Annotated in this window: 22 protein-coding genes and 1 tRNA gene; 8 read left to right on the forward strand and 15 right to left on the reverse strand. The window is 61.8% G+C overall.

Annotated features, from left to right (window positions below):
• Window positions 1–16: 16 nt before the first annotated feature.
• The 3 genes from KF814_13985 to KF814_13995 are packed head-to-tail and all read right to left on the reverse strand — an operon-like array spanning window position 17 to window position 2,239.
• Entirely contained in the window at window positions 17–442 is a 426-nt protein-coding gene (locus KF814_13985) for a hypothetical protein (GenBank protein MBX3237254.1), read from the reverse strand.
• Between the two features lie 43 nt (window positions 443–485).
• Window positions 486–716 (reverse strand): hypothetical protein, encoded by a 231-nt coding sequence (locus tag KF814_13990; GenBank protein ID MBX3237255.1) that lies wholly within the window; start codon window positions 714–716, stop codon window positions 486–488.
• Entirely contained in the window at window positions 713–2,239 is a 1,527-nt protein-coding gene (locus KF814_13995) for a YifB family Mg chelatase-like AAA ATPase (protein ID MBX3237256.1), read from the reverse strand. Before KF814_13995 ends, KF814_13990 begins: the two co-directional genes overlap by 4 nt.
• Window positions 2,240–2,469: 230 nt before the next feature.
• On the opposite strand from KF814_13995, the gene KF814_14000 reads away from it, so the two are divergent.
• Both KF814_14000 and KF814_14005 read left to right on the forward strand, forming a co-directional pair.
• Window positions 2,470–3,054 carry a hypothetical protein gene (locus KF814_14000; GenBank protein ID MBX3237257.1) on the forward strand — a complete coding sequence of 195 codons (585 nt, stop codon included), beginning with the start codon at window positions 2,470–2,472 and terminating at the stop codon, window positions 3,052–3,054.
• A gap of 54 nt (window positions 3,055–3,108) precedes the next feature.
• On the forward strand, window positions 3,109–3,345 hold the full coding sequence (locus tag KF814_14005; GenBank protein MBX3237258.1) for an Lrp/AsnC ligand binding domain-containing protein: 237 nt from the start codon (window positions 3,109–3,111) through the stop codon (window positions 3,343–3,345).
• A 15-nt stretch (window positions 3,346–3,360) separates the two neighbouring features.
• Here the strand turns inward: KF814_14005 and KF814_14010 are convergent, their stop codons facing one another.
• Window positions 3,361–4,329: a Gfo/Idh/MocA family oxidoreductase gene (locus tag KF814_14010; protein MBX3237259.1), complete on the reverse strand. Its 969-nt coding sequence runs from the start codon at window positions 4,327–4,329 to the stop codon at window positions 3,361–3,363.
• 153 nt (window positions 4,330–4,482) lie between these two features.
• Between KF814_14010 and KF814_14015 the strand changes: the two genes are divergently transcribed.
• Together KF814_14015 and KF814_14020 are read left to right on the forward strand one after the other, a co-directional pair.
• Complete coding sequence (locus tag KF814_14015; GenBank protein ID MBX3237260.1) at window positions 4,483–5,274, forward strand: dienelactone hydrolase family protein; 792 nt, start codon at window positions 4,483–4,485, stop codon at window positions 5,272–5,274.
• A gap of 24 nt (window positions 5,275–5,298) precedes the next feature.
• Window positions 5,299–6,306: a hypothetical protein gene (locus tag KF814_14020; protein MBX3237261.1), complete on the forward strand. Its 1,008-nt coding sequence runs from the start codon at window positions 5,299–5,301 to the stop codon at window positions 6,304–6,306.
• Here KF814_14020 and KF814_14025 read toward each other — a convergent pair.
• Complete coding sequence (locus KF814_14025) at window positions 6,300–6,695, reverse strand: DUF423 domain-containing protein (GenBank protein MBX3237262.1); 396 nt, start codon at window positions 6,693–6,695, stop codon at window positions 6,300–6,302. The two genes, KF814_14020 and KF814_14025, sit on opposite strands and share 7 nt — an antisense overlap.
• 86 nt (window positions 6,696–6,781) lie before the next feature.
• Here KF814_14025 and KF814_14030 point away from each other — a divergent pair, with 86 nt between their 5' ends.
• On the forward strand, window positions 6,782–7,333 hold the full coding sequence (locus tag KF814_14030) for a hypothetical protein (protein ID MBX3237263.1): 552 nt from the start codon (window positions 6,782–6,784) through the stop codon (window positions 7,331–7,333).
• Between the two features lie 42 nt (window positions 7,334–7,375).
• Here the strand turns inward: KF814_14030 and KF814_14035 are convergent, their stop codons facing one another.
• From KF814_14035 to KF814_14045, 3 genes are all read right to left on the reverse strand, one after another.
• Entirely contained in the window at window positions 7,376–7,870 is a 495-nt protein-coding gene (locus KF814_14035) for a hypothetical protein (GenBank protein ID MBX3237264.1), read from the reverse strand.
• A 209-nt stretch (window positions 7,871–8,079) separates the two neighbouring features.
• Window positions 8,080–8,169, reverse strand: a tRNA-Leu gene (locus KF814_14040).
• Between the two features lie 166 nt (window positions 8,170–8,335).
• A complete protein-coding gene (locus tag KF814_14045; GenBank protein MBX3237265.1) occupies window positions 8,336–8,596 on the reverse strand; it encodes a YtxH domain-containing protein in 261 nt (86 codons plus the stop codon).
• Window positions 8,597–8,908: 312 nt separating this feature from the next.
• Between KF814_14045 and lgt the strand changes: the two genes are divergently transcribed.
• Window positions 8,909–9,724 carry a prolipoprotein diacylglyceryl transferase gene (gene lgt / locus KF814_14050; GenBank protein ID MBX3237266.1) on the forward strand — a complete coding sequence of 272 codons (816 nt, stop codon included), beginning with the start codon at window positions 8,909–8,911 and terminating at the stop codon, window positions 9,722–9,724.
• A gap of 84 nt (window positions 9,725–9,808) precedes the next feature.
• Here lgt and KF814_14055 read toward each other — a convergent pair whose 3' ends face one another.
• From KF814_14055 to KF814_14075, 5 genes are all read right to left on the reverse strand, one after another.
• Window positions 9,809–10,213 carry a tetratricopeptide repeat protein gene (locus KF814_14055; GenBank protein ID MBX3237267.1) on the reverse strand — a complete coding sequence of 135 codons (405 nt, stop codon included), beginning with the start codon at window positions 10,211–10,213 and terminating at the stop codon, window positions 9,809–9,811.
• Window positions 10,214–10,237: 24 nt separating this feature from the next.
• Complete coding sequence (locus KF814_14060; GenBank protein ID MBX3237268.1) at window positions 10,238–13,630, reverse strand: UvrD-helicase domain-containing protein; 3,393 nt, start codon at window positions 13,628–13,630, stop codon at window positions 10,238–10,240.
• Window positions 13,623–16,844, reverse strand: coding sequence for an exodeoxyribonuclease V subunit gamma (locus KF814_14065; protein ID MBX3237269.1), 3,222 nt, complete (start codon window positions 16,842–16,844; stop codon window positions 13,623–13,625). Before KF814_14065 ends, KF814_14060 begins: the two co-directional genes overlap by 8 nt.
• Window positions 16,845–16,951: 107 nt before the next feature.
• Entirely contained in the window at window positions 16,952–17,116 is a 165-nt protein-coding gene (locus KF814_14070) for a hypothetical protein (GenBank protein ID MBX3237270.1), read from the reverse strand.
• Between the two features lie 11 nt (window positions 17,117–17,127).
• Complete coding sequence (locus tag KF814_14075; protein ID MBX3237271.1) at window positions 17,128–17,394, reverse strand: thioredoxin family protein; 267 nt, start codon at window positions 17,392–17,394, stop codon at window positions 17,128–17,130.
• A 157-nt stretch (window positions 17,395–17,551) separates the two neighbouring features.
• Here KF814_14075 and pgm point away from each other — a divergent pair, with 157 nt between their 5' ends.
• On the forward strand, window positions 17,552–19,204 hold the full coding sequence (pgm, locus tag KF814_14080; GenBank protein MBX3237272.1) for a phosphoglucomutase (alpha-D-glucose-1,6-bisphosphate-dependent): 1,653 nt from the start codon (window positions 17,552–17,554) through the stop codon (window positions 19,202–19,204).
• Between the two features lie 67 nt (window positions 19,205–19,271).
• On the opposite strand, the gene KF814_14085 is transcribed toward pgm, so the two are convergent.
• Entirely contained in the window at window positions 19,272–20,354 is a 1,083-nt protein-coding gene (locus tag KF814_14085; protein MBX3237273.1) for a sterol desaturase family protein, read from the reverse strand.
• Window positions 20,355–20,404: 50 nt separating this feature from the next.
• Window positions 20,405–21,598 (reverse strand): glycosyltransferase family 2 protein, encoded by a 1,194-nt coding sequence (locus tag KF814_14090; protein MBX3237274.1) that lies wholly within the window; start codon window positions 21,596–21,598, stop codon window positions 20,405–20,407.
• Between the two features lie 34 nt (window positions 21,599–21,632).
• On the opposite strand from KF814_14090, the gene KF814_14095 reads away from it, so the two are divergent.
• Window positions 21,633–21,911, forward strand: a complete 279-nt coding sequence (locus KF814_14095; protein MBX3237275.1) for a hypothetical protein — start codon at window positions 21,633–21,635, stop codon at window positions 21,909–21,911.
• The last annotated feature ends 45 nt before the right edge of the window (window positions 21,912–21,956 follow it).

Below are 21,956 nucleotides of genomic sequence, written 5' to 3' on the forward strand. Positions count from 1 at the left end.
GTGACCGAACGAGGGGCTAGCCCAGGGACGCGGGGCCGCCCTGTGCGTCGGTATCTTTTCCGGTGAAGCGCTTCTTGTCGATCCGGCACTCGGTGGGCGACACGTCCATCTTATGCCCCTTCATCGTATAGAAACTCCCCTGTCGCAGCGCAACGCAATCGCTCGCGCGCAATTCCATCTGGAACACGACCGCCCCCGATTCACCGTGCTTGAGCGTGACCGATGTCGGTGTCTTTGCCAATTCGTACGTCCGCCGTTCATTGAACATCAGCGTGCTGTCGACGACCTTCGCCGTCATGCGGCCGACCTCGTCGAAGAGGGCAAAGTTCACCAGCAAGGCCCGCGAAGGCTGCTTGATGCTCACCTCGAACTGGGGCACACCTTCGATATCGATGACTCCGTTGACGTTTCGGTAGAGATTCGAGCCGATTTCAATATCCATTCCGCACCACTCCTTTTATCCAACGTAGGTTCAAGACAACGCCCTACGCTTTCTTGATCCGATCCAAAATCAGGGCGATGCACCCGCCCAATAACCCGCCCCCGAGAATGGTGGTCATCAACTCGACCAGTTTCAATTCCCACACGGACCCCTGCGCCTGCATCACTTCACGAATGCCGCCCTGCAACATGATGACGGCCAAGGCCATCGTCGCGCCGACGATGAACCACCAGGCGAACACCTTGACGGTATGGATGACAGGGGTCGATTTCATAGCTCGAGGCGGCGGTCGAAACTCCGATACTGAATGGCTTCGGCGATATGCGCCAAGGCAACGCGCTCTGCGCCGGCCAGGTCGGCGATCGTCCGCGCGACGCGGAGGATCCTACCATGGGCACGGGCCGAAAGCCCAAGCTTCGTCATCGCTCGTTCCAACAGGTCTCGGGACGCCGAATCAAGCCCACAATACTGCTTCAGGTGCCGCGGTTTCAATTGCGCATTCGCGGCAATCCCGTCTTCGCGATACCGGGACCGCTGTCGCTCCCTCGCCTCTACCACCCGGGCACGGATCACCGCAGAGGCCTCGGCCGGCGACGATTCCTCCCGCAGCGCCTGAATAGGCAGGGCCGGAACATCGATATGGAGATCCAGCCGATCGAGCAACGGACCGGACAGCCGACTCCTGTATCGCCTGACTTGAGCAGCATGGCACACACATTCGTTGGCACGGGTCCCAAAGTACCCGCAAGGACAGGGGTTCATGGCCGCCACGATCATGAAGCGGGCGGGAAAGCGAAGCGAGCCGCTGGCCCTGGTGACCGTGACTGTCCCGTCCTCCAACGGCTGCCGCAAATTATCCAGGACGGCCCGCCCGAACTCCCCTGCTTCGTCGAGAAAGAGCACTCCGTGATGCGCCAGCGACACTTCGCCGGGTCTCGGCACGGATCCCCCGCCGATCAAACCGGCTTCCGAGATGCTGTGGTGAGGCGAACGAAAGGGCCGGCGGTTGAGCAACGGTCGCTCACGGGGCAAGGTCCCCGCCACACTATGCACGCGGCTGGCCTCCAAGGCCTCGTCCAGTCCCAAGGGCGGCAGGATGCCGGGCAATCTTCGGGCAAGCATGGTCTTTCCCGACCCAGGCGGGCCAACCATCAGCAAGTTGTGGCCGCCGGCCGCCGCCACCTCGAGCGCTCGCTTGGCATGCTCTTGCCCCTTCACATCGGCAAAGTCTTCGTCCTCCCGCCTCTGCCCTTCGGCCTCCAGTCGCAGACCGTCGGCAGGCTCGATGGCTTGGACGCCGCGGAGAAATTCCACCGCCTGCGGCAACGTACGAATGGGAAACACCTCGCACCCCTCCACCATCGCGGCCTCGGCGGCATTCTCGGCCGGCACGAGCAAACGGTGGCTCCCCCGGCAGGTCAACCCAATCGACAGGACGCCGGAAATCGGTTTGAGCCTGCCGTCGAGGGATAATTCCCCGACAAACACGTGGTCGGCCACCGCCTCACGAGGAATGATCTCCTCCGCGGTGAGAATGCCGAGGGCGATCGCGAGATCCAATCCCGCCCCTTCCTTCTTGATGGTCGCAGGCGCGAGATTGACCGTGATTTTTTTGACCGGAAACTGAAAGCCACAATTTTTCAGCGCCGCGCGAACGCGGTCACGACTTTCTCGCACGCTGGCATCCGGTAAGCCCACGATCGAGAACTGCGGCAAGCCGGCCGAGATATCGACTTCCACGTCCACCAAATGAGCGTCGACTCCGACGATGGCCGCACTCAGCACATTAGCCAGCACATACACCGTTCCCCGGTTCCGGGTGGAACCAATGCTTTTCTCGATTGATTCGCCGTCAATGCCGTGCGAAGCAAGGTCACGAACAGACGTGCCGTCACACAAACGAGTCAGTGAACGGATCGTTGACAGAGACGAACGGCCGGTAGCCTGCCCCCAACACCTTCTGTATAATGCGCCCTGTTTGCCGGTGGGGGATCAGCGGCACCGCCCCCAACGTGGAAGGATGATCGATGCCCGTTCGCCTGCTCCATACCGCAAGGCTTCTGGTCGGGATCTTTGCCGTTGCAGTCCTAGCCGGCACGTTCCTCCCACCGGCTGCCTCGGCTCAGATGCCACCGCAGGGGCGAGCTTCCTCCCATCAGGTCGGGGCGGCGATGGCCCTGTTGGCGGTCTTCGGCGACGCCGGCATCCTGCCGCCCGAAGGTACGCCCGAGGCCAACCACATCATCAAGGCAGTGATCCAATTCCAATCCGCCTTTCTCAAGAGCCGCAATCCGGCGGTGCGGCACTTTTTCACGGAGGCGCATCAGGCCAAGTTCGGCGACCGAGGACCGGAGGTGGAGCACGCGTTTGAGCGCAGCGGTTGGACCGCGGACAGCTTCGAGGCCGTCGTCCAGGCGGGACTCGCCCGTCAAGAACAGGTATGGACGACCAACGGCCTGCAGGAAGGCTTAAGCGAATTCAATATCGGCAAGCAGGATTTCGAGATTCTCGCGGACCTCTATCAACGCTCGACCAAGGTCTTTACCGCACAAGGCACGTCGCTCTCGGAAGTCTACGCCGCTCGTCGGCGCGAGATGCCCGGCGCGCGATGAGCAGGGTGGAAGATTCCATCGCAACAACGACCGTTACGAACAGGAGGACACGACATGGCCACCAAAGCGTACATTCTGATCAAGGTGAAGGCTGGGAAGACCAAGCCCGTGCTGCAGGCGCTCAAGAGCATTGCCGGAGTCGAGCAGGCCAATCCCTGCTTCGGACAGCCGGACATCTTCGTCTTCATCAACGTGGCCGATGAACGGTCGCTCTCGGACGTCGTGATCTCCCGCATCCATGCGATCGAAGGGGTGGAGGAAACCGACACCCACATCGTCGCGGAGACCTAAGGCCGGATCAAATCGCTAGGTGAGTGGGATGGGACGCCCCGCCTGCCGGGCGGAACGGTAGCAGGCCTCGGCAATCGCGACGGCGCGGAGTCCGTCGCGGAGCGTGATCGGCGGCGGCGTCCCGGTGCGAACGGCCTGCACGAAGGCGCGAAGCGTGGCAATGAGGGTCGGGGCTGCCCCGGTCGGCTCATCCGTGGGCACGAGGCCTGCGGCATGCCGAGTCACCCGGTGACCACACCAGTCGGCCGTCACTTGGCCCTCGGTCCCGATCAATTCCAAGCGCCCCACCCGTCCCGACGAGACCCGTGAGACCTCGAAGAGGCAGGGGATCCCACGCCCCGTCAGCAGCCGTCCGAACACCCGGCGTTCCGGTCCTTCCGGCGGGACCACATCCATCTCGCAGCTCAAGCCGGCCACCTCATCCTCGGTGACGAGCCGCACGAGATCCAACAGGTGCACGCCGATCTCCAGCAAACAGCCTCGCCCGTCGAATCCGGCAACCTCCCCGCTAGACGGCTCCATACGGCTCGCCAGGCTCAGGTACTGTAACGCCCCGACTGTCTGCCGTTGTTGCATCGCCGCCTGGATCGCTGAATCGAACCGCAGGGTTTGGGCCGTCATGGCAAGCAGAGAGGATTGCTCGGCCGCAGACACAATGGCCTCCGCATCCTCCACCGTCACAGCCAGCGGCTTTTCCACCAGAAACGGTTTGCCTGCGGCGGCGGCGGCAAGACAAATCTCGCGATTCAACGTCGGCGGTGTCACAACCACCACCGCGTCCACCCGCGGGTCCGCGATCAAGCGTCGATAATCCTGATAGACTGCGACCTCGATTCCATCCGGCACGCCGGTGCCGGCGCCGAGGTTGCGGCGGCATACGGCGGTCAGCCGCGCCTCCGGCACATCGGCCAGCAGGTGCCGCACGTAGCGGCCGCCATGGCGTCCCAGGCCGATCACACCGAGATTCAGAGGGCTAGGTTTCAAGACCGTCATCGATGCGCGGCACTCTACTGACCGTCGCCACGGCGGTCAAGCTGCATCCGGGCCCGACTTCATTGACAATGGCCAAATCGGCTCCCTATAGTACGGCGATCAGAAACCGCTCGGCCTTGTCCGAAAGAAAGGATCTCGACGCGCATGACCACCCAGGCAACACCCTTCTCGCTTCAGCAGATCGGCACGGGGACGGCCCGTTTTCCCAGCGGCGTCGCCATTCCGACGATCACGGATGCCGCCGTCGATCCCTACATTCTCACCAGACCCACGAAGGACGTGCAGGTCGAGTGCATTCAATTTTGGCCGCAGGAAAAAGGCATCTATCCGGGCATCGTCCTCCTGCATGAAACCTGGGGACTCAACGTCCAGATCAAGGATCTCGGTGCGCGACTGGCTTGCGAGGGGTACGGCGTCATCATCCCGAACCTCTACGGCCGGTTGGGTGGCATGGTCACGGCGAACGCGGAAGTCGCCGAAGCACTGGCCGCCAAGTGCAATGAGCAGATGCTGTTGCAGGACATCAACTCCTGCTGCGAATATTTCAACACCCGCGATTACATCAAGCGCAACATCCATGCCGTCGTGGGTTTCGGCATGGGCGGCACGCTCGCGATCCGATTTGCCTCTCAACGGAAACGGCTGCGCGGCGCCGTCGCGTACTATGGAAAGGTCACCGCGCCGGAGAGCCTCGGCTCCATTCTCTGCCCGATCCTGTACCACCAAGCCGAGCAGGACGCCTTTGTCACGCAGCAAGACATCGACCATTTGAAGGCGGCCCAGGCTCAGGGGAAAAAGATCGAGATCAAGACCTATCCCGGCACACAGCATGCCTTCAGCAATGAAACGAGGCCGGCCACCTACCACGAATCCGCCACCTCGCAGGCGTGGGATGCGACCGTGAGCTTCCTCAAATCCTGCTTCCAAGGCACCTGACGCGTGGGCCGACGGCGGAGAATCGTGAAATCACCCATGCAAGGCTTGTCACCGCATCCCCTGCTCGCGCTGGTTCTCGGAACCGCGCTGACCATCGGGGCTGCCCCGTTCAATTCATCCGAGGCTTCGGCAGCGGACAGCTCGGCCACGACCGCCGCCGCGCCAGGCATCCCGGACCGATACCCGGCGTTCCCGGAATTCGTGAAGGAACTGGGAACGCCATTGTCGGCCCTCTCGAGCGGACAGGACGCCACCACCCTCTTCCGTCAGGAATTCGCTCCCCGCCTCGGGCTGAAGGATGCGGCGCTGACGATTGGGGTCAAGAACCTTCCCGCTGCCATGGCCAAGGAATTGATTTTGGATGATGTGAAACAAGCCGTGAGCCGCCTGATGAAGGGGCTCGCCGCCTGGCAACTCGCGGAGAGCGTCAAGGCCGCCGCCACCGGCGGTCCCGCGCCTCAAGTTACGGAAGCCCGAACCGTTTGGCTCACGGAAGAACTCGAATCGGACCATGCGCTTCGCCAACTGCTGACGCAACTGCAGCAGCAGGCGACGGCCGACGGGTCGGCATTTGCGACGGGATCCGCCGACTCCTCTCAGCTGTTACTCCGCGCCGTCACGGTTGAAAGCTGGGCGATGCATACCGTGAATCGCGAGTGGTTCAAACTCCACAATTGGAAAGACGCCGTGCGGCAGCAACGGGCGTTGGCCCGCCTCTGCGGTACCTGGCAATGGATGATTCACAATCACCAGAACCACCGCGAGGACAAGACTTCCGTGATCTTTGCCCCGCCGGGAGCGGAGCCCTCGGCCAGCCCTGCGGAAATCATCGCGGCAGGCGATACGTTGTATCTCCGCTGGGAAACGAAAGTGGGTGTGCAGGAAGACAGTCTCGTGTTCTCAGGGGAAGGACAGCGACTCGAAGGCACCTTCGTCAATTCGACCGGTGGGTGGGGTTCGATCACCGGGAAGCAGACCGCAACCTGCGCAGGCGTAGACAAACCCACCTCCACTCCCCGCCGGCATCACTGAGCCGTTCTCGCCCGCCACGCCGACCAGGCCACCAGCAGCCAGCCGGCCATGAAGGAAACGCCTCCGAGCGGCGTGATCGCGCCCAGCCATTTGATGCCCGACAGCGCTACGAGATACAGGCTGCCGCAAAAAAGCGCGAGTCCCAGACAGAACAGCCACCCCGCCCGAGCCACCTTTCGATCCTGTGTTTCTCGCAGCAGCCATGCGACGACACAGAGCGCGAGCCCATGGTACATTTGGTACCGCGCTGCGGTCTCGTACACCGCGAGCGCCGGGCCGTCGAGGATCGCCTTCAACGCATGGGCGCCGAAGGCCCCAGCCGCCACTGCAGTTCCGGATACGAGGCCGCCCAGCGCGGCAAATACAAAAGGCCGTTTGTCATCCGTCATGAAGACCTCCCCGTCATCGTTACAATCCCGCCGCCGGTCAGGGCGCGCGATTGTATCACGAGTATTCCCGTGGTATGAGAACGGTCATGCCGTTTGAATGTCCCCGGTGCCTGCTCACCCATCCGGATTCGGTTCAGTTCTGCGAATGCGGCTACGATTTCACGCCGCACTTCGAGGGGCTGGGGTTTGCCAAGCCGCCGGAAGCCCAGCGCGGCCGCCTGTTTTCGCATGAAATGGGCCGCGGCAGTTTCTTGGTCGGGATGATCTTGATCTGGCTGGCCTTGGGCGTCGGCGAACTCTATCGCATCCGGGCGGAGCTGCCGCGACGGCCCAAGATGGAATTGGCGCTCAGCAGTCTGATGGTCGGACTCACCGACCTGGCAGGCGCCCTCGTCGTCGGGGCCATCGGATGGGCCTGCGTCTGGATTGCCTTGGCGGCGCAGAGCAAACGAGACGGCAGTCTCTGCCCGAAGCGTACGACATTCGTCGTCACGCTCATTGCCGCCGGGATTCTCTTCGTCACCAGAACGGTCGAACCCAGCGTGCTCGTGCAGCACGTGATGCAAATCCTTTTCGTGCTAGCTGTGGCGATAGCGTCGTATTACGCGGGATCCAGGGGCTGGCTCGGACGGTGGTAGCAATTTCCCGGCGCGATTCACCGGAGCGGGTTTGACAGCAGGTCAGTGCTTGGTGAAGTAGCGGTAGAACTCGACGAAATCCTCCGAATCGATCATTAAACGAACCGGCCGGTTGCGAATCCCCTTCAGTAAAGCCCACTCAGCCGCATAGATCGCCAGGTGATCCGGCGACACGCCATGCGTGCTCCACAGATTCACCGCAGCCGACGACAACACCACCGTGAGGGTTTCGACCGAAGGGCCGAAGCTGAACTTGTATTCATACCCACCGCGAAACAGGAGAATGACGCCCTCGTGGGACTGAAGGCCCTGCGTGCCGCAGCGATCGCAGCGAAGCGCGTCGACCCCCATCCGGTCGTCGAATGACGGCGGCTCACAATGCATGAGCCCGGCGCATTCGGCGGAAGGACACCACCCGAGCGGCGGCCGTCTGGCCTCGCCGATAGGTGAGATCATCCCGGACGAGTTGGACGCGGGATCGCGTCGAGGGGCAGATGAAGGCTCCGGCGTCGGGAGTATGCGGGCTGGATCTGCCATCCATGGCCTCCTCTCGGGTTAACCCCGAGTGTCACAGGTCATCGAATAGGGTCTCGTCTGCAACGGTTCGGGCATCCTGCCCTCCACGGAAACAATCGCAGACGAATCAAGTATAGCAAAGGGAAAATGGCCTCAAGATTGACGGGGGAGCGACGGGGGAAACGACTAAAATGAAACCGCGAAGTGGCCGCTTTTCGAGCAGTTCTGTATGGTGCCGGAGACGGGAATCGAACCCGTACGGGCTTGTTCAGCCCGAGGGATTTTAAGTCCCTTGCGTATACCAATTTCGCCACTCCGGCTTGGGGCAGGCCGGAGCGAATCTAACACCGGGGTTACGGAGGGTCAAGGTGAGTTGGGTCGCTGGCGGGCTTTATCACCAACCTGTCAAAAGCAAACAGCCTGTCCCTTGCAGGACAGGCCGCTGCAGTTGCTGCTTCCGCTGTATTCGACTGCGCTTGTTGAGCGTTACGCCGCTTCCACGATATGCTTGTCCGACTTCTTCTGCACCATCGCTTTGCTTCGCTCTACCATATCCGTCACACCGGTCTTGACCGCTCGGCTGAACCGCGTGGCCTGTACCTGCGCGCGCCGCGCGTAACGTGCCACATCGCGCCTGGTCTCGGTCCCCGCCTTGGGGGCAAAGAGCAAGCCCAACGCCGCCCCGACCACCGCGCCGCCACCGATCATTGCTGCTATTTTTGCCGCCTCACGCCCCTTCGTCGACATGGTGTGCCTCCCTCTGGTGTTACAAGGTTTGTTGTCTCCGGCTCGGCGAGAGCTACCGTTTTATACAGCATCAAGCGTGCCACGAGTCGTCATCTTGCAAGGCCGCGGAAATCGCATCGTCGACTTTCTCAGCGTTAAGTCGGTCTAATAAACGGTGTAGTTTTGTCGACATCAAGGGGAGACAAGCGTTACAGAAAATCCACATACGTTCGTATAAGAAGGCGATCGCCACCAGCAGTCACGCGCATCCCTGCTCACCTTGCATTGCGCCGCCCGCTCACATAAGATCGCGAAACAATTCGGAGTCTTCACATGTTGGCTTGGTACCACACCATCCCCTATCCCAATATCGATCCCGTTTTTCTTCATCTCGGTCCATTGCAGTTTCGCTGGTACGGGCTGATGTATCTGATCGGACTCACCCTGGCCTACTTCATCATCGGTGCGAGGGCCAAGGCGCAGAACCTTCCCCTGAATAAAGACCAGGTCTACGACATGATCGTCTATGCGGCGGTGGGAGTCTTCACCGGCGGCCGCTTGGGCTATGTCCTGTTCTATAACCTGTCGTACTACCTCGAGAATCCTCTCAAGATTTTGGCTGTGTGGGAAGGCGGCATGAGCTTCCACGGCGGATTGATCGGCACGATCATCGCACTGGTGCTCTTCGCCAAGCGACGGGGCATTGGCGTCCTGACAATTGCCGACTTGGCTGCCGGGGTCACGCCCGTCGGTCTGGGCTTGGGCCGGATCGGGAACTTCATCAATGGCGAGTTGTTCGGCCGGCCGACCGACGTGGATTGGTGCATGGTCTTTCCCGGCGGGGGACCGGTCTGCCGCCATCCCTCCCAGCTCTATGAATCGGCCCTGGAGGGCGCGTTGTTGTTTACGGTGCTGTGGCTCATTGCTCGGAGAATGCCCCCCGCAGGAACCGTCTTCGGATCATTCTTGATCGGCTATGGGATCTGCCGCTTCATCGTGGAGTTTTTCAGGGAGCCGGATGCCCAGATCGGGTTCCTGTTCGGCACCCTTTCGATGGGACAGCTCTTGAGCCTGCCGATGCTGGTGGGTGGCGCGGTGATCCTGGTCATCGCGGCACAGCGGCGCGCGCCTGAGCACGGCACCGTGTGATTGGGAGCGAGGCCGCCACAAGACTTCTGATGGCGCCACGGAACGGCCGGCTTCGTATCGCCTACCGCGTTTCGTCTTCCTGACTCAACGCGGGTTGGCGTCCATGAAGGACTTCTTTTCCAACCCCAGCGTAGTCTCGTGCTTTCTCAGCGGCGGCGCATCCCAGATGACTTTGTTGCCCGGCGCAAGGTTGGCTGCCTGGATGTATTGAGCCCTCGCCGCAGCCTTGTCCCCGAGTCGTTCGAGGGTCAGCGCCAAATTGTAATGGGCCTCGGCCAAGGAGGGCTCAGCCTTGATCGTCGCTTCGTAGACCGCCTTGGCTCCCTGCCAGTCCTGCTGCTTGAACAACCCATTGCCCTGCTCCAACTGCTGACTCACGGCGGCAGTGGTTCCCGCCGGCGCATGCAACGTGACCGCCTGTTCCTTCTGCTGCGTCGCGCATCCCATGCTGAGAACGACTGCTGCCGCAACCAACCATCGAGAGTTCATGCTCTTGCTCCTTTGGCTAGCGACTCATGGGACCACCGAAACACTCAGCCCGTGGCGCAGAAAGACGAACTCAAAGCCCGCCACCGGTTCCCGCAACGAACGAGAAACCGCTTCTGAGTAGATTCGCGCCTGCTCACGGTACGCCTGGGCTCGTTCGGCCACCTGATCCGCCGGGATCATATCCGTCTTGTAATCGGCAATCCAGAGGGCTCCATCCAACCGATAGACCAGATCGATCACGCCTTCCATGACTTGGCGCCCCTCGTTCCAGGGCAGGAAGAAGGGCACTTCTCGGCCCAGGATCTCGGCGCGCCGAAGACGGGCATAGAAGTCGCCGCCTGCAAACCGTCGCAGCAGGTCCCGAACCTCGCGATCCACGTCGTCTTGGCCCAGGTACTCCCCTGAGTCTCCCCGATCGAAGCCGGCGGTGCGGAGCTTCGACAGTTGCTCCTCCACGTCAGCGGCAAAATCCCAATGCTGCAGGGCCTGGTGAACCAACCGGCCCACGTGGGCACCGCCGACGACACCGGTGACAGGCGCCCCTCCACTGAAACCCTGCGGTGGATTTGCTTGCATGAGACGCGAGGGAGAGAGCGACCGCGCCATCGAGCGACAGGCGGCCCAATCCCGATCCCGTTGTGCCCAGCGAATGGACAGGACCGCACCTTCCGGAAACGCTTCGAGCCTCGTCGGCCTGGCTGCTTGGCGCGGTGAGTCCGGTTCCTCTCCCGGCGCAACAACCTGCGGCACCGACACCCCCGCGATGGCGACCTGCGTGGCACGCTGATCGCCGAACCCTTGACCGAATGCCTGTTGGAGCAAATCCATGAAGGTGTCCCGCGAGCGTTTCCGACCCACGGCGCCGGACAGCACGAGACAGTCCTTGGCCCTGGTCATGCCGACATACAGCAACCGGCGCCGTTCGGCCTGCTCACGAGTCCGGGCCTTTTCGGCCACGAGCACGGAACCCAAACTGCATCGCGTGCCGAATTCCAAACCCTGTATGCCGGTGGACCAGTCATGCCGGATCACAGGCCCGGCGTAGCCTCGCGACGCCCCGTCGCCATGATGCAGTCCCGCCAACACGACCAGAGGAAACTCGAGGCCCTTGGCCTTGTGAATCGTCATGACCCGAACCGCATCGAGCGTTTCTTCGGAGAGCGCGCTTTCAGCTTCGTCAGGCTGCTCGACCAAGCGGGCCATCATCAGTTCCACGAAGCCGGAGAGGGACAAGGCCGGTCGATCTGCGAGTTCGACGGCCATCTGGCGAAGCTTCAGCAGATTCGCCACTGCCTGTTCCTCGTGCAGCGACGCGGCGGCCAATTCTAAAATCGGCAAACGCGCGAAGATCCGGTCGAGCAATTCCGGCAAGGGCACATCCGCCGACCCTGCATGCAGTTCGGCCAGCACGGCATACAATCGTCGGACCGTGGGGGCCGAGGGAGCCTCCCATTGGGCCAGCCGCTCGGCCCGTCGAAAGTCCAGGGCATCGAGTCGCTGCAACGCGACCAACTCGGGATCGGAAAGACCGCCCAGCGGAGAACGCAACAGTCCCGCACAGGCGATTTGGTCGTGCGGATTCTCGAGACAACGCAGCAGGTTCACGAGATCGATGATCTCTTGCCGCCGGTAGAAATGCTTTTCGCCGTCGATGATGTAGCGGATGCCGTGGCGGTGCAAGGCCTGCAGGTACACCTCGGCCTGGGTCAGCTTCCGGAACAGCAGCGCCGTCTGGCCCGGCCGCAGGCTCCGCTCCGGCGGACTGGCGCCGTCCCTCGTCTTCACCGGCAGGAGGCGGGCCAACCAGGCAGCAACCAATTCCGCTTCCGCCCGCGTGGCACCCGCGGCGTCCAGATCGCTCTCCTCCTCGCCGCCTGCAATGAAACGAAGCCGGACACCGGGATCGGGAAACTGACTGGCGCGATTCGGTTGGACTGCCAGCGGGACATTCCCCGGTTGCACGGAAGCCTGCGCGACCAGCAATTTGTCGAAGACCCCGTTCACGACATCAAGCACCTGCACATCGCTCCGAAAGTTCGTGGCCAAGGTGCAGACCAGCGCGCCTTCCCGCTCCAACCGGGAAACGACATGGTCGAAAGCCTCGATGTCCGCTCGACGGAAGGCATAAATCGATTGTTTGGGGTCGCCGACGATGAACAGTTTCCCCGGTTCGAGTTCCGTGTCTCGCCAAGAAGAGGCGCGTCGCCCCTGCCGCTCGCACAGGTACAGCACGATTTCATACTGCACCGGATCGGTATCCTGGAACTCATCCACGAGGAGCGAGCGATATTCCTGCTTCAAGCGCTCACGAATCTCGGGATGGTCGCGGAGCAGCGCGCGGGCGCGAGCCAACAACCCATCGAAGGTCAACCAGCCCTCTTCGATAAACCCTCGCCTGACCCGCTCCACGAACGGCCCCACCAGATCCAGGAGCGTCGGCAACAGATGGGGGTCGACTTCCAGCAGTCGCTCCGCCACGCGCTGCAGCGACCGGACCTCTTCCCCCTCCTCTTCCGACCAGCCGTTCGGAAGGGCCCCGAGATCCTTCGTCAACCAGTCACGCATTTCGGGAGACAGCCTCGCCAGTCCCGGCAACCCCTCCGCAAGCAGCAGCGTCGACAGGTCGATCACCGCAGCGGTGACGTGCTCGATCTTTCGTCTCTTGGGCCGATCGTGTGCGCGGAGGAGGATTTCCGCCCGCCCGCGCCGCGCTTCCAGCCAAACACGCATGGCCGGATGCAGGGCCGACTCCCTGACTTGGCTCGCCAGCGACGCCACCTCCACCAACTCGCTCATCAGGCTCAAGGCCGCGTCGCGCACCCCCTCCAACCCGAATGCTTCGATGAGTGCGCGCCAGCGCCCGTGGTCCGTCCCTCCGGCGCCCAGTTCGGTATCGAGCCAGAGATCCCATTCGCGGGCGAAGTGTTCTTCGAAGGCCAGGCCATCCTCGTCGGTCCGGAACGTCGGCGACACACCGGCCTCGATCGGGTACAGCCTCAGCAAATGCGAGGCAAAACTGTGGAGGGTGCCGATCTGTGCCCGTTCGAGATCCCTGAGCGCCGCCTCGGCCCTGGCGCAGATCTCCTCGCTCGCCAGTCCGTACATGCGCGTCAGTTCCGCATGCGTCAGCGCTCCGCCGAAGGAACCGGCGGACGCCGCGCCAGGCTGGACCAGGTCCCTCAACCGCTCGCGCAGCCGGACCTTCATTTCAGTCGCGGCCTTGTTGGTAAAGGTGAGCGAGACGATCCGCGACAGGGGCAGCGGATTGGGCTCTCGCAGCAAAAGGTGCAGCAGGCGACTCACCAACAAGGTCGTCTTGCCGGTTCCCGCTCCTGCGATGACGACGACGTTACGGTCGAAGGTCGTCGCAGCCGCAAGGCGCGCGCCGGAGTCCGGCAACAGTCCCGGCTCACTCATGCTCGAGCTTCCTCCGTCTCAACCTCCGAAGCGCCCTCGCTTCCTCAGCGCGATAGGACCGCCACCAGGTCGCCTGATGATCGCGGCGACAGGCCACGGCAAAATCGCAGTACGTGCAGTAACTGTCCGGGAGGATGAAAAATTGTTCCTCCCGCAATCCGGCGATCATTTCCCGCAGGGAGCTCCGGAGTTGCGCGCCGATCGCTCCCGCCCACGACTCGGCCGGATACTGCGCCCGCTCAATGGCCGGCTGACCGCCAGGCAGAAGATAGACAAACTCGACCAGTTCAGGATTTCCGGTCGCCCCATCAGGCAAGGGCTTGATGGGGTGCATCAACGAGTAGAACGCCGGTTGGAGCTTCTTGCCCCGTAGCGCCGCTTGAGGAAGATTCCGATCTTCCGGCTTCAACTCGCCGGCTGCACGAAATTTATAGTCGACGATCCGAAGCGCGCCGCTGTCGCCGACACGATCGACCCGATCCCAGTAGCCACGAATCGCGATCGGTTCATCGGCCACCTCGTCCGGGAGCCGGCCGGCCGCTTCAGTCTCGGTATCCACCGGGAGCGCCCCGCTCGCCCGCCATACCGATTCCTCCGCCTGAACGGTCGCCAGCACGACCTGTTCGACTAATTCCCGTGCCAGTCGCCAGGTGAGCGCATAGCCCGTTCCGTGGTTGGCTTCATACGCATCACACACTCGAGCCACCGCATCGCGCACGGCCGCACGCAGTTCCTCCGGAAGCATGGCCTTGCTGAGCCACGCTCCTTCGATCAGCCCATCGACACAATGCCGCAGTGCCTTGTGACAGAGATCACCCAGCGCCGAGGGCGGCAATTCCCGAGCAGGCAGCGGCCTCACCGATTCCAGCTTTAGAACCTTCTCGGCGAAGTATTGAAAGGGACAACGGACGTAGGTTTCCAGCGCCGTCGGCGAGAGTCCTTTCCCGCGCAGGGTTTCCCAATGGCCCGCCGACCCGTCGAGCAGCCCATCATACGCACCCAGATGAAGCTGGTCCCCCTCGATTCGAAGCTGCGCGGCCACTCCGTGCGAGAAGACCTCGCCTTCTCGCGCCATCGCCGAAAGCAGACCGCTGACGTCGTGGCCTTCCAGCACCATGGCCACGGACAATTCCTCGCGCGTGAGCAGCGGAGGCACAAAAAGAGGGACGGCGCTCCGCTCCCGCCACCGTCGCGGCAGCGACAGTTCCGGACTGTCACCCGGGTTCCAGCCCGGCAAATGCCTCGCATCGAGATAGCTGGAGGGAGCCAGTACGCGCCCATCCGCATCGACCCGCTGGTACGACACGTAAAGGCGATCCCTGGCAGAGGTTCGAAGCAGCTCGAAGAGCAACGCTTCCTCGGCATAACCCTGAAGTTTTTGATCAACTTTGTAGCCGAGTGTTACGTCCAGCACGGCTCGGTGGCGGTCACGGAGAAACCCATCCTCATGGATGAAGCGAGGAAAGAGCTTCTCGTTCAGCCCGATCAGAAACAATGCCCGGAATCCGAGTCCGCGCGCCGCCATCGCATCCAATACCTCCACCCCACCGAACTCAGGCGGTGCAAGGGGAACGGTCGCGCGCTCCAAGAGCTCGCCGAAGGTTTCAGCCCACGCTTCCCACGTCGCCCTGCCCCCCACTCGATCCAGGTCATAGAGCTGAACGAAGATGGCATCCAAGGCCTCGGCGATGGCCGGACTGCCGGACAACCGATCGGACGGCTTATCAGACCCGTACCCAAGCTCGGGCAATGAGAGGTGTCGTTGCGCAAACGTCAGGTAGGCGTCCGTCAGTTCCGCATAGGTCCCCTCTTGCGGCAACAGCGCCGCATCCGCCAGTAACCGATCGACCCTTCCCCAAAGCAGGCTCAATTGCGCCGGTTCTACCGCCACCACGGACGGTAAGTCCGGTTCGAGTTCGTTGTCTGAGCCGAGACAGGCTTCGACCTGCTGCCAGCGCGAGAGCCTCCGCCACTCCTCCGTCCCTCGCGTGATCCCCAGCGCGAGCACCGCGATGCGCCACAGGTCCGGACGGGCCTCAGGGGCACCGGCGCCGTCTTGCTCGCCGCGGTACCGTGGCGAGGCGACCACATCAAGCACGTCCGAGCGGTAGAAGCCGTTGAGGCGAAGTTGCGCAGCCACCAGCAACGTCTTGACCACCGGCTCCTGCAGCAGGGGTGTCGCCGCGTTGGAGACGAACGGAATCCGATGCTGATCGAACACGCGTTTGAGCACCCCCTGATAGGGCGTCAGACTTCGGCCCACGACTGCGATCTGATCGAAGCGATAGGCGTGGGTCTCCACCAGCGTGAGGATCTGTTTGCAGACCAGCGTCAATTCATCCTCCGCCCCGGCGGCATTCATCGTGACGATCGGGACTGGATCGCACCGATGGCCGGATGCTTGCTCTTCAGCCGCCAGATCCCGGAAGCTCGACGAAAGGGAATGAAGATACCGTTCAAGAAACCGCTGCGCGAATCCATAGGCGGGAACGGAGGCGAGCGGAAGATACAGGGTCACCGGCAACCGTTTCCCCAGCGCTTCGAGAAGACTCAATTGCGTCTGGGTGAGGTCGTAGGAACCGTAATACCAGAGCTGCCTGAGACTGCCGAGAAAGGAAGAGGCCGGCGCGAACTCGGTGACGAGCGCAGCCAGATCGTCCGCCGAGCCGACCTGCAGAGCCTGGCGCCCATCGCGGAGCCCGGCCAATAACGTAAATAATCCCTTGAGCTTCTCGGCATCTTCCGGCTCGAACTGCCCCTCATCGACCGCTCGGATCGCCACGGCCGGATCGACCAGCGCATCCTTGAGATCCCTGAGGCTGGCCCAGAGGGCCGACCACGCTCCACGCGGTAGGCCCGACAGACGGAGCGCCTCGACATAGGGAAGCTTGCGTTGCGCGACGTGCCGCAGCAGGTGCTCGAAGAACAGGTCTGAGACCAGATGCAGCTCGCCTCCCTGGTCGTGCCCCGCAAGTCCGGCCCTCCGCTCACGATCGAGGTGGAGTGCCAGCTGGTGGAACGACAGGATATGCACGTTGAAGAGCGTCAGCCCTTCTTTGAGCACGAGCAGGCGCGTGAGGTATTGCCGGAGCGGTTCGGACGGCACGACGACGGCCACGGGAGCGGCGGGATCGTCGCGTTTCAAAGCCGTCAGGTCATGCAGGAAGGCGGTCTCAAGGGAAGGATGGAAGGGACCAGTGACGACGTGCAGCATGCGGGCGGAAGTTCGTGATTCGTGGAACGTGGAGCAGGAAACGAGCGGTGAACTCTCGGGAATTCATCGGTCGCTTCACGACGTACGAGCGACGAACGACGCGGCGGCTAGCCCGTCTCCGGGCCGAGAATCTCTCCGTTGCAATCGACGCAGGCCCAATCCCCGTCGATGAAAGACATGGGTTCGCCGCAAATTCCGCAATCCGGCGGCGGCCCCTTATCGATGAGCGGCAGCTCCGGCAATTCAAAATCATCATCATCGGGCACAGTCATACTCGATCCTTTCAGGTTTCCCGCGGACGCATTTTCAGCTGCAACGCTTTCTCGGCGCTCTGCCGACTCGGCACGCCGACGAAGGTGAGCCGCCCATCGATGATGGTCGCGGGGACCGCACGAACCGAGTGGCGATTGGCCAATTCCTGCCCATCCGCCGTGGTGATGTCGACTTCCCGATAGTTAAAGCTATACTTCACCCTCAATTCCTTCCAGAGGCTCTTGGCCGAGGGGCAAGCACCGCAGGATGGAGACACGAGCAACGTGATATTCGGCATACATTCCCTCTTGGCTGATCGTGCGCGGATCTTAACACCTGTCGAAAGAGAGGCGCAAGCAAGCGTGAGCCGAGGACGCGCCCGCGACGCTGACAAGCGAGGGCTGGTTCTATATACTTCGGCGAAGAGTCATCCACCACTAACGGAAACGGAGACCATGAGCCTGCACAGCCGCGCCGGACAACGCCCGCTCCCCGACCAGCTAATCGATCTCAAACAGCTCGAACAGGCCTACTACGAGTTGAGGCCGGACCCTGCCGATCCCCAGCAGCGCGTCGCGTTCGGCACGAGCGGTCATCGCGGGTCGTCCCTCCGCCGCACCTTCAACGAAGCCCACATTCTGGCGATCACCCAAGCGATTTGCGAATACCGGCACAAGGCCGGAACGAACGGTCCCCTGTTTGTCGGCAAGGACACCCATGCCCTGTCGGAGCCGGCGATGCGTTCCGCACTCGAAGTCCTGGCGGCCAACGGCGCGGAGGTTCGCATCGACCGCGACGGCGGCTACACGCCCACCCCGGTCATCTCCCATGCCATTGTCACCTTCAACCGCGAACGGAAATCCGGCTTGGCCGACGGCATCGTCATCACACCCTCGCACAATCCCCCGGAAGACGGCGGCTTCAAGTACAACCCGCCCAACGGCGGCCCGGCCGACACCCAGGTCACCAAGGCCATTGAAGAACGCGCGAACGAATTGCTGGCCTCGAACCTCACGGGCGTCCGCCGGCTCGACTACAAAGAAGCGCGCAAGGCCTCGACGACGAAAACGCACGATTATGTGGGCCGATACATCGACGACCTGGCGCAGGTGGTGGATCTGGAACCTATCAAGGCGGCGGGACTCAGGCTTGGCATCGATCCGCTCGGCGGCTCGGCGGTCGCCTACTGGAAACCGATCGCCGAACGGTACGGGCTGAACATCGCGATCGTGAATGAGTCGGTCGATCCCACGTTCCGCTTCATGAGCTTGGACTGGGACGGGAAGATCCGAATGGACTGCTCCTCGCCGCACGCCATGGCCTCGCTCATCGGACTCAAGGATCGCTTCGACTTGGCCTTCGGAAACGACACCGATACGGATCGCCACGGCATCGTCACGCCGGACGGCGGCCTGATGAATCCGAATCACTATCTTGCCGCATCCATTTCCTACCTCTTCACCCATAGGTCCGGCTGGAAAGCCACGGCCGGAGTCGGCAAGACCATCGTGAGCAGCAGCCTGATAGACCGGGTCGCGGACGTACTCCAACGGCCGCTGATTGAAGTCCCCGTGGGCTTCAAGTGGTTTGTCCCCGGCTTGAGCGACGGCTCGCTGGGGTTCGGCGGCGAGGAAAGTGCGGGGGCGGCCTTTTTACGTCGGGACGGCACGACCTGGGTCACGGACAAGGATGGGATCATCATGGACCTCCTTGCCGCGGAGATCACGGCGGTCACCGGCAAGAATCCCTTCCAGTTGTACCGCGAATTGACCAGCCAGCTCGGCGAGCCGGTCTACGAGCGGATCGATGCGGTCGCCACCCGTCAGCAAAAGGCCGTGCTGCAAAAGTTGTCGCCGGACCAGGTGAAGAGCCGAGAATTGGCCGGAGAGGCGATCACCGCCATGCTCACCGCCGCTCCCGGCAACAAGGCCGCGATCGGAGGGCTCAAGGTCATCACGGCCAACGGCTGGTTTGCCGCGCGCCCCAGCGGTACGGAAGACGTGTACAAGCTGTACGCGGAAAGCTTCAATGGGCCGGCCCATCTGAGACGGATTCAGGAAGATGCCCAAGCCCTGGTGCAGCGAGTCTTTGCCGCAGCTGGGGTCTGACAGGAGGAGGCTGAACCCCGCACGTGAATGAAAACCACCTGGGTAGCCTTCTGCGCTCGACACCCACTCACTCTGTCCGAGGGCTCAGCCCCAGAGATCGACGGACGATCGTTGTGAAAGGGTACAGGAACTGAGCCACATAATTGCGTATGACCGCGCCCCCTGCCATCCGGCGCTCGAGCGGGAAGTCCGGATCCGCAATGCCAGTGGCCGGATAACCGCCATCGCCGCGATAGGCGGTGCCGAAGAGTTGATCCCAGAAGCTAAAGATGACCCCGAAGTTCTTATCGCGATGCTGCGGTTCGATCGAGTGATGGATACGATGAAACTGGGGCGACACCAGTATGTACCGCAGGATACCGAGATCGGCCTTGATGTTGGCATGGTAGAACTTCGGGTACCATTTTAAGAGCAAGGCGAAGGAGACAGCCATGGGCGCGTCTACGGCAAACATGAACATCGGGATGCACACCAGACAGTTGGCAATAATCTCATCCATGAGATGGACGCGATCGTCCGTAAACAGATTCATATCCGGTTGAGAGTGATGCACGGCATGGAAGCACCAGAATACCCACACCTTGTGACGAACCAGATGGTGAAACCAGTCCAAGAAATCATTCACCAGGAGAACCAGGACGATTTTTGCACCGAGCGACCACGACTGGATCGCGCTGATGGACAACAGGCTCAAGTGGCGTTGGTACAGATCATGGAGCCCCTGCATCACGACGGAGATGACGACCACCGTCAGAAACCCATGCACGAGAAACCAACAAAGATCCTGAATCAGGCCGACCGAGAATATCCGCTGTTGCGGGCGTGCGGGGAAAAGGCGTTCCAACATGAGTAAGAGACCGAGGACTGCATAGAGGTATGGATCGAGCAGGGGCTTGACGATCAGACTGGGCCAGACATTGAGCATGGTCCAGATGAAATGTTGCACGGACCTCGGCGCCCAGGCGAGGAATAGACGTCGAACATCCGCCACGATCCCCTGCAGGTCGCATTCACGGCACAAAATAAGAACGGCAGCGACTGCAGTGAGCGACAGCAGGATAAGGCCTCCGAGGCGGGCGCGGGCCTGCAAGGCGGATGCGTTCCCTCTCTTGCCGAGTATTTCGAAGCCTGGCAATTTATCATCACCCATCGTAAGACGAATCCTCCAATGTCCATGGACCCGGCGCTCCGTATCCAGGCCTAGGCAACCTCCATCCTGTGAAGGACTCGCTTGCCTGCATACCTCACCGCCCCAACCAACCGATGATGGGCATGCCGAAGATCCTGCAACAGACAATGCCCACCCACATAGACCGCCAGTCGAGGAGAGTTCGACTCCCATAGCGCCGCCGCCGCTTCAGCGAGGAGGTCGCCCACCAGCCGTTTGTGGCTCTGCCGAATGCGCACTGAGGTCTGTTTCCCATTGGAATCGTTGCGTAAATCCTCGCCGAAGTCATGGATCGCGGCGATGGGAGCGGCAGACAGGGACGCCAGTTCCCGCGCCACACGATAAAGATGGACTCGAATCGAGGCGGTTTCCAGCATTTCAGGAGCCTCATGCGCGACTGCCCTCACATGGTCTCTCACCGCTGACAAGCCGCCGAAATGCCAGAGTTGCTCGGCAAGCATGGCCAACCCAGCGGCACGCGCCTCATGTTGAAGCCTGTCATACTGCGCCCTCGGCAGCAGATCCAGCGCACGGTCGACCACGCGACGCAACGCGCCAACGGCTACCCCGTTTCGTATATTCGTCACCCACATGCCGCCGGCGAGTAGGCGTCCGTAACACACGGGACCGGGAACGAACTTCCAGGCGACGTGAAACGCCAAACGAAGCGCCATGTCGTTATGCTCGAGCGTCGGAAGGAATTCATCGAACAGCCCGGCTGCCTCGAAGGCCGTCCGCCGCACTAACCACGTATCCACGTTGTGGATGTCTTCCGACAGGGTGAGAAATGTTTCAAACACGCGACCGGACGGACATGTGGCCGGCCAGATCGTTGTGTGACCAGTCTCCGTGACCACGATCCCCTGACCATAGATCACCCCGATCTCCGGCTGTGCTTCGAAAATCGGCACCTGGACCCGCAATCGATGGGGAAGCCACATGTCATCGTCGTCAAGAAACGCGAGATACTGCCCGGTGCTGGCGGTGATGCCCACATTTCGTGCGACCGACACATTCTGTTTGTGGTCGAGCCGAATGTACTTCACATCAGGGTATTGTCGTGCCACGTCTGGAGTGGCATCCGTCGAGGCGTCATCGACCACGATGGTTTCCAGGTCGAACAGTGTTCCCGCCCCCTCTTGCGCGAGCACCGACGCAATCGCTCCACCGAGCAGGCCCGCCCGGTTACGTGTCGGAAGAATCACGCTCACCAACGGTCGATGCATATGATCGGACAGAGGCCTCGGAGGGTTCGCGAAGATGGACATCATGCGTTCGACGGTCGCTGCGAATCCAATGAAAAGAGAAGATGTTCCGGACGGCCACCCCGAAACTTCATCGTCAAAATCCTACTATCCGATGTATCACGCCACAACAAAATATACCTTTTCGATGCAGTATCGGTCGGAAAAACGCGGAAACAAACCAGATGGCAGGGCACGTTCTCTTTGGTTTTCTGAATCGGAATTCACGATATGGAGGGGGAAGGATTATCCAGGACACATCGTGAAGCAATTCTTTACCGTTGCCGTGGTCTGATCAGGCTCCATGACGAGGTTCGGACCGCCAGGTATACTTAGACCG

The sequence above is a fragment of the Nitrospiraceae bacterium genome (genome assembly GCA_019637075.1).
GTDB lineage: Bacteria > Nitrospirota > Nitrospiria > Nitrospirales > Nitrospiraceae > JAHBWI01.

Excerpts from the sequence above, each read along its gene's own strand:
- KF814_13985 (MBX3237254.1), bottom strand. The coding sequence starts at position 442 with ATGGATATTGAAATCGGCTCGAATCTCTACCGAAACGTCAACGGAGTC.
- KF814_13990 (MBX3237255.1), bottom strand. The coding sequence starts at position 716 with ATGAAATCGACCCCTGTCATCCATACCGTCAAGGTGTTCGCCTGGTGG.
- KF814_14000 (MBX3237257.1), top strand. The coding sequence starts at position 2,470 with ATGCCCGTTCGCCTGCTCCATACCGCAAGGCTTCTGGTCGGGATCTTT.
- KF814_14005 (MBX3237258.1), top strand. The coding sequence starts at position 3,109 with ATGGCCACCAAAGCGTACATTCTGATCAAGGTGAAGGCTGGGAAGACC.
- KF814_14015 (MBX3237260.1), top strand. The coding sequence starts at position 4,483 with ATGACCACCCAGGCAACACCCTTCTCGCTTCAGCAGATCGGCACGGGG.
- KF814_14025 (MBX3237262.1), bottom strand. The coding sequence starts at position 6,695 with ATGACGGATGACAAACGGCCTTTTGTATTTGCCGCGCTGGGCGGCCTC.
- KF814_14030 (MBX3237263.1), top strand. The coding sequence starts at position 6,782 with ATGCCGTTTGAATGTCCCCGGTGCCTGCTCACCCATCCGGATTCGGTT.
- KF814_14035 (MBX3237264.1), bottom strand. The coding sequence starts at position 7,870 with ATGGCAGATCCAGCCCGCATACTCCCGACGCCGGAGCCTTCATCTGCC.
- KF814_14045 (MBX3237265.1), bottom strand. The coding sequence starts at position 8,596 with ATGTCGACGAAGGGGCGTGAGGCGGCAAAAATAGCAGCAATGATCGGT.
- lgt (MBX3237266.1), top strand. The coding sequence starts at position 8,909 with ATGTTGGCTTGGTACCACACCATCCCCTATCCCAATATCGATCCCGTT.
- KF814_14055 (MBX3237267.1), bottom strand. The coding sequence starts at position 10,213 with ATGAACTCTCGATGGTTGGTTGCGGCAGCAGTCGTTCTCAGCATGGGA.
- KF814_14060 (MBX3237268.1), bottom strand. The coding sequence starts at position 13,630 with ATGAGTGAGCCGGGACTGTTGCCGGACTCCGGCGCGCGCCTTGCGGCT.
- KF814_14065 (MBX3237269.1), bottom strand. The coding sequence starts at position 16,844 with ATGCTGCACGTCGTCACTGGTCCCTTCCATCCTTCCCTTGAGACCGCC.
- KF814_14070 (MBX3237270.1), bottom strand. The coding sequence starts at position 17,116 with ATGACTGTGCCCGATGATGATGATTTTGAATTGCCGGAGCTGCCGCTC.
- KF814_14075 (MBX3237271.1), bottom strand. The coding sequence starts at position 17,394 with ATGCCGAATATCACGTTGCTCGTGTCTCCATCCTGCGGTGCTTGCCCC.
- pgm (MBX3237272.1), top strand. The coding sequence starts at position 17,552 with ATGAGCCTGCACAGCCGCGCCGGACAACGCCCGCTCCCCGACCAGCTA.
- KF814_14085 (MBX3237273.1), bottom strand. The coding sequence starts at position 20,354 with ATGGGTGATGATAAATTGCCAGGCTTCGAAATACTCGGCAAGAGAGGG.
- KF814_14090 (MBX3237274.1), bottom strand. The coding sequence starts at position 21,598 with ATGCATCGACCGTTGGTGAGCGTGATTCTTCCGACACGTAACCGGGCG.
- KF814_14095 (MBX3237275.1), top strand. The coding sequence starts at position 21,633 with ATGGACATCATGCGTTCGACGGTCGCTGCGAATCCAATGAAAAGAGAA.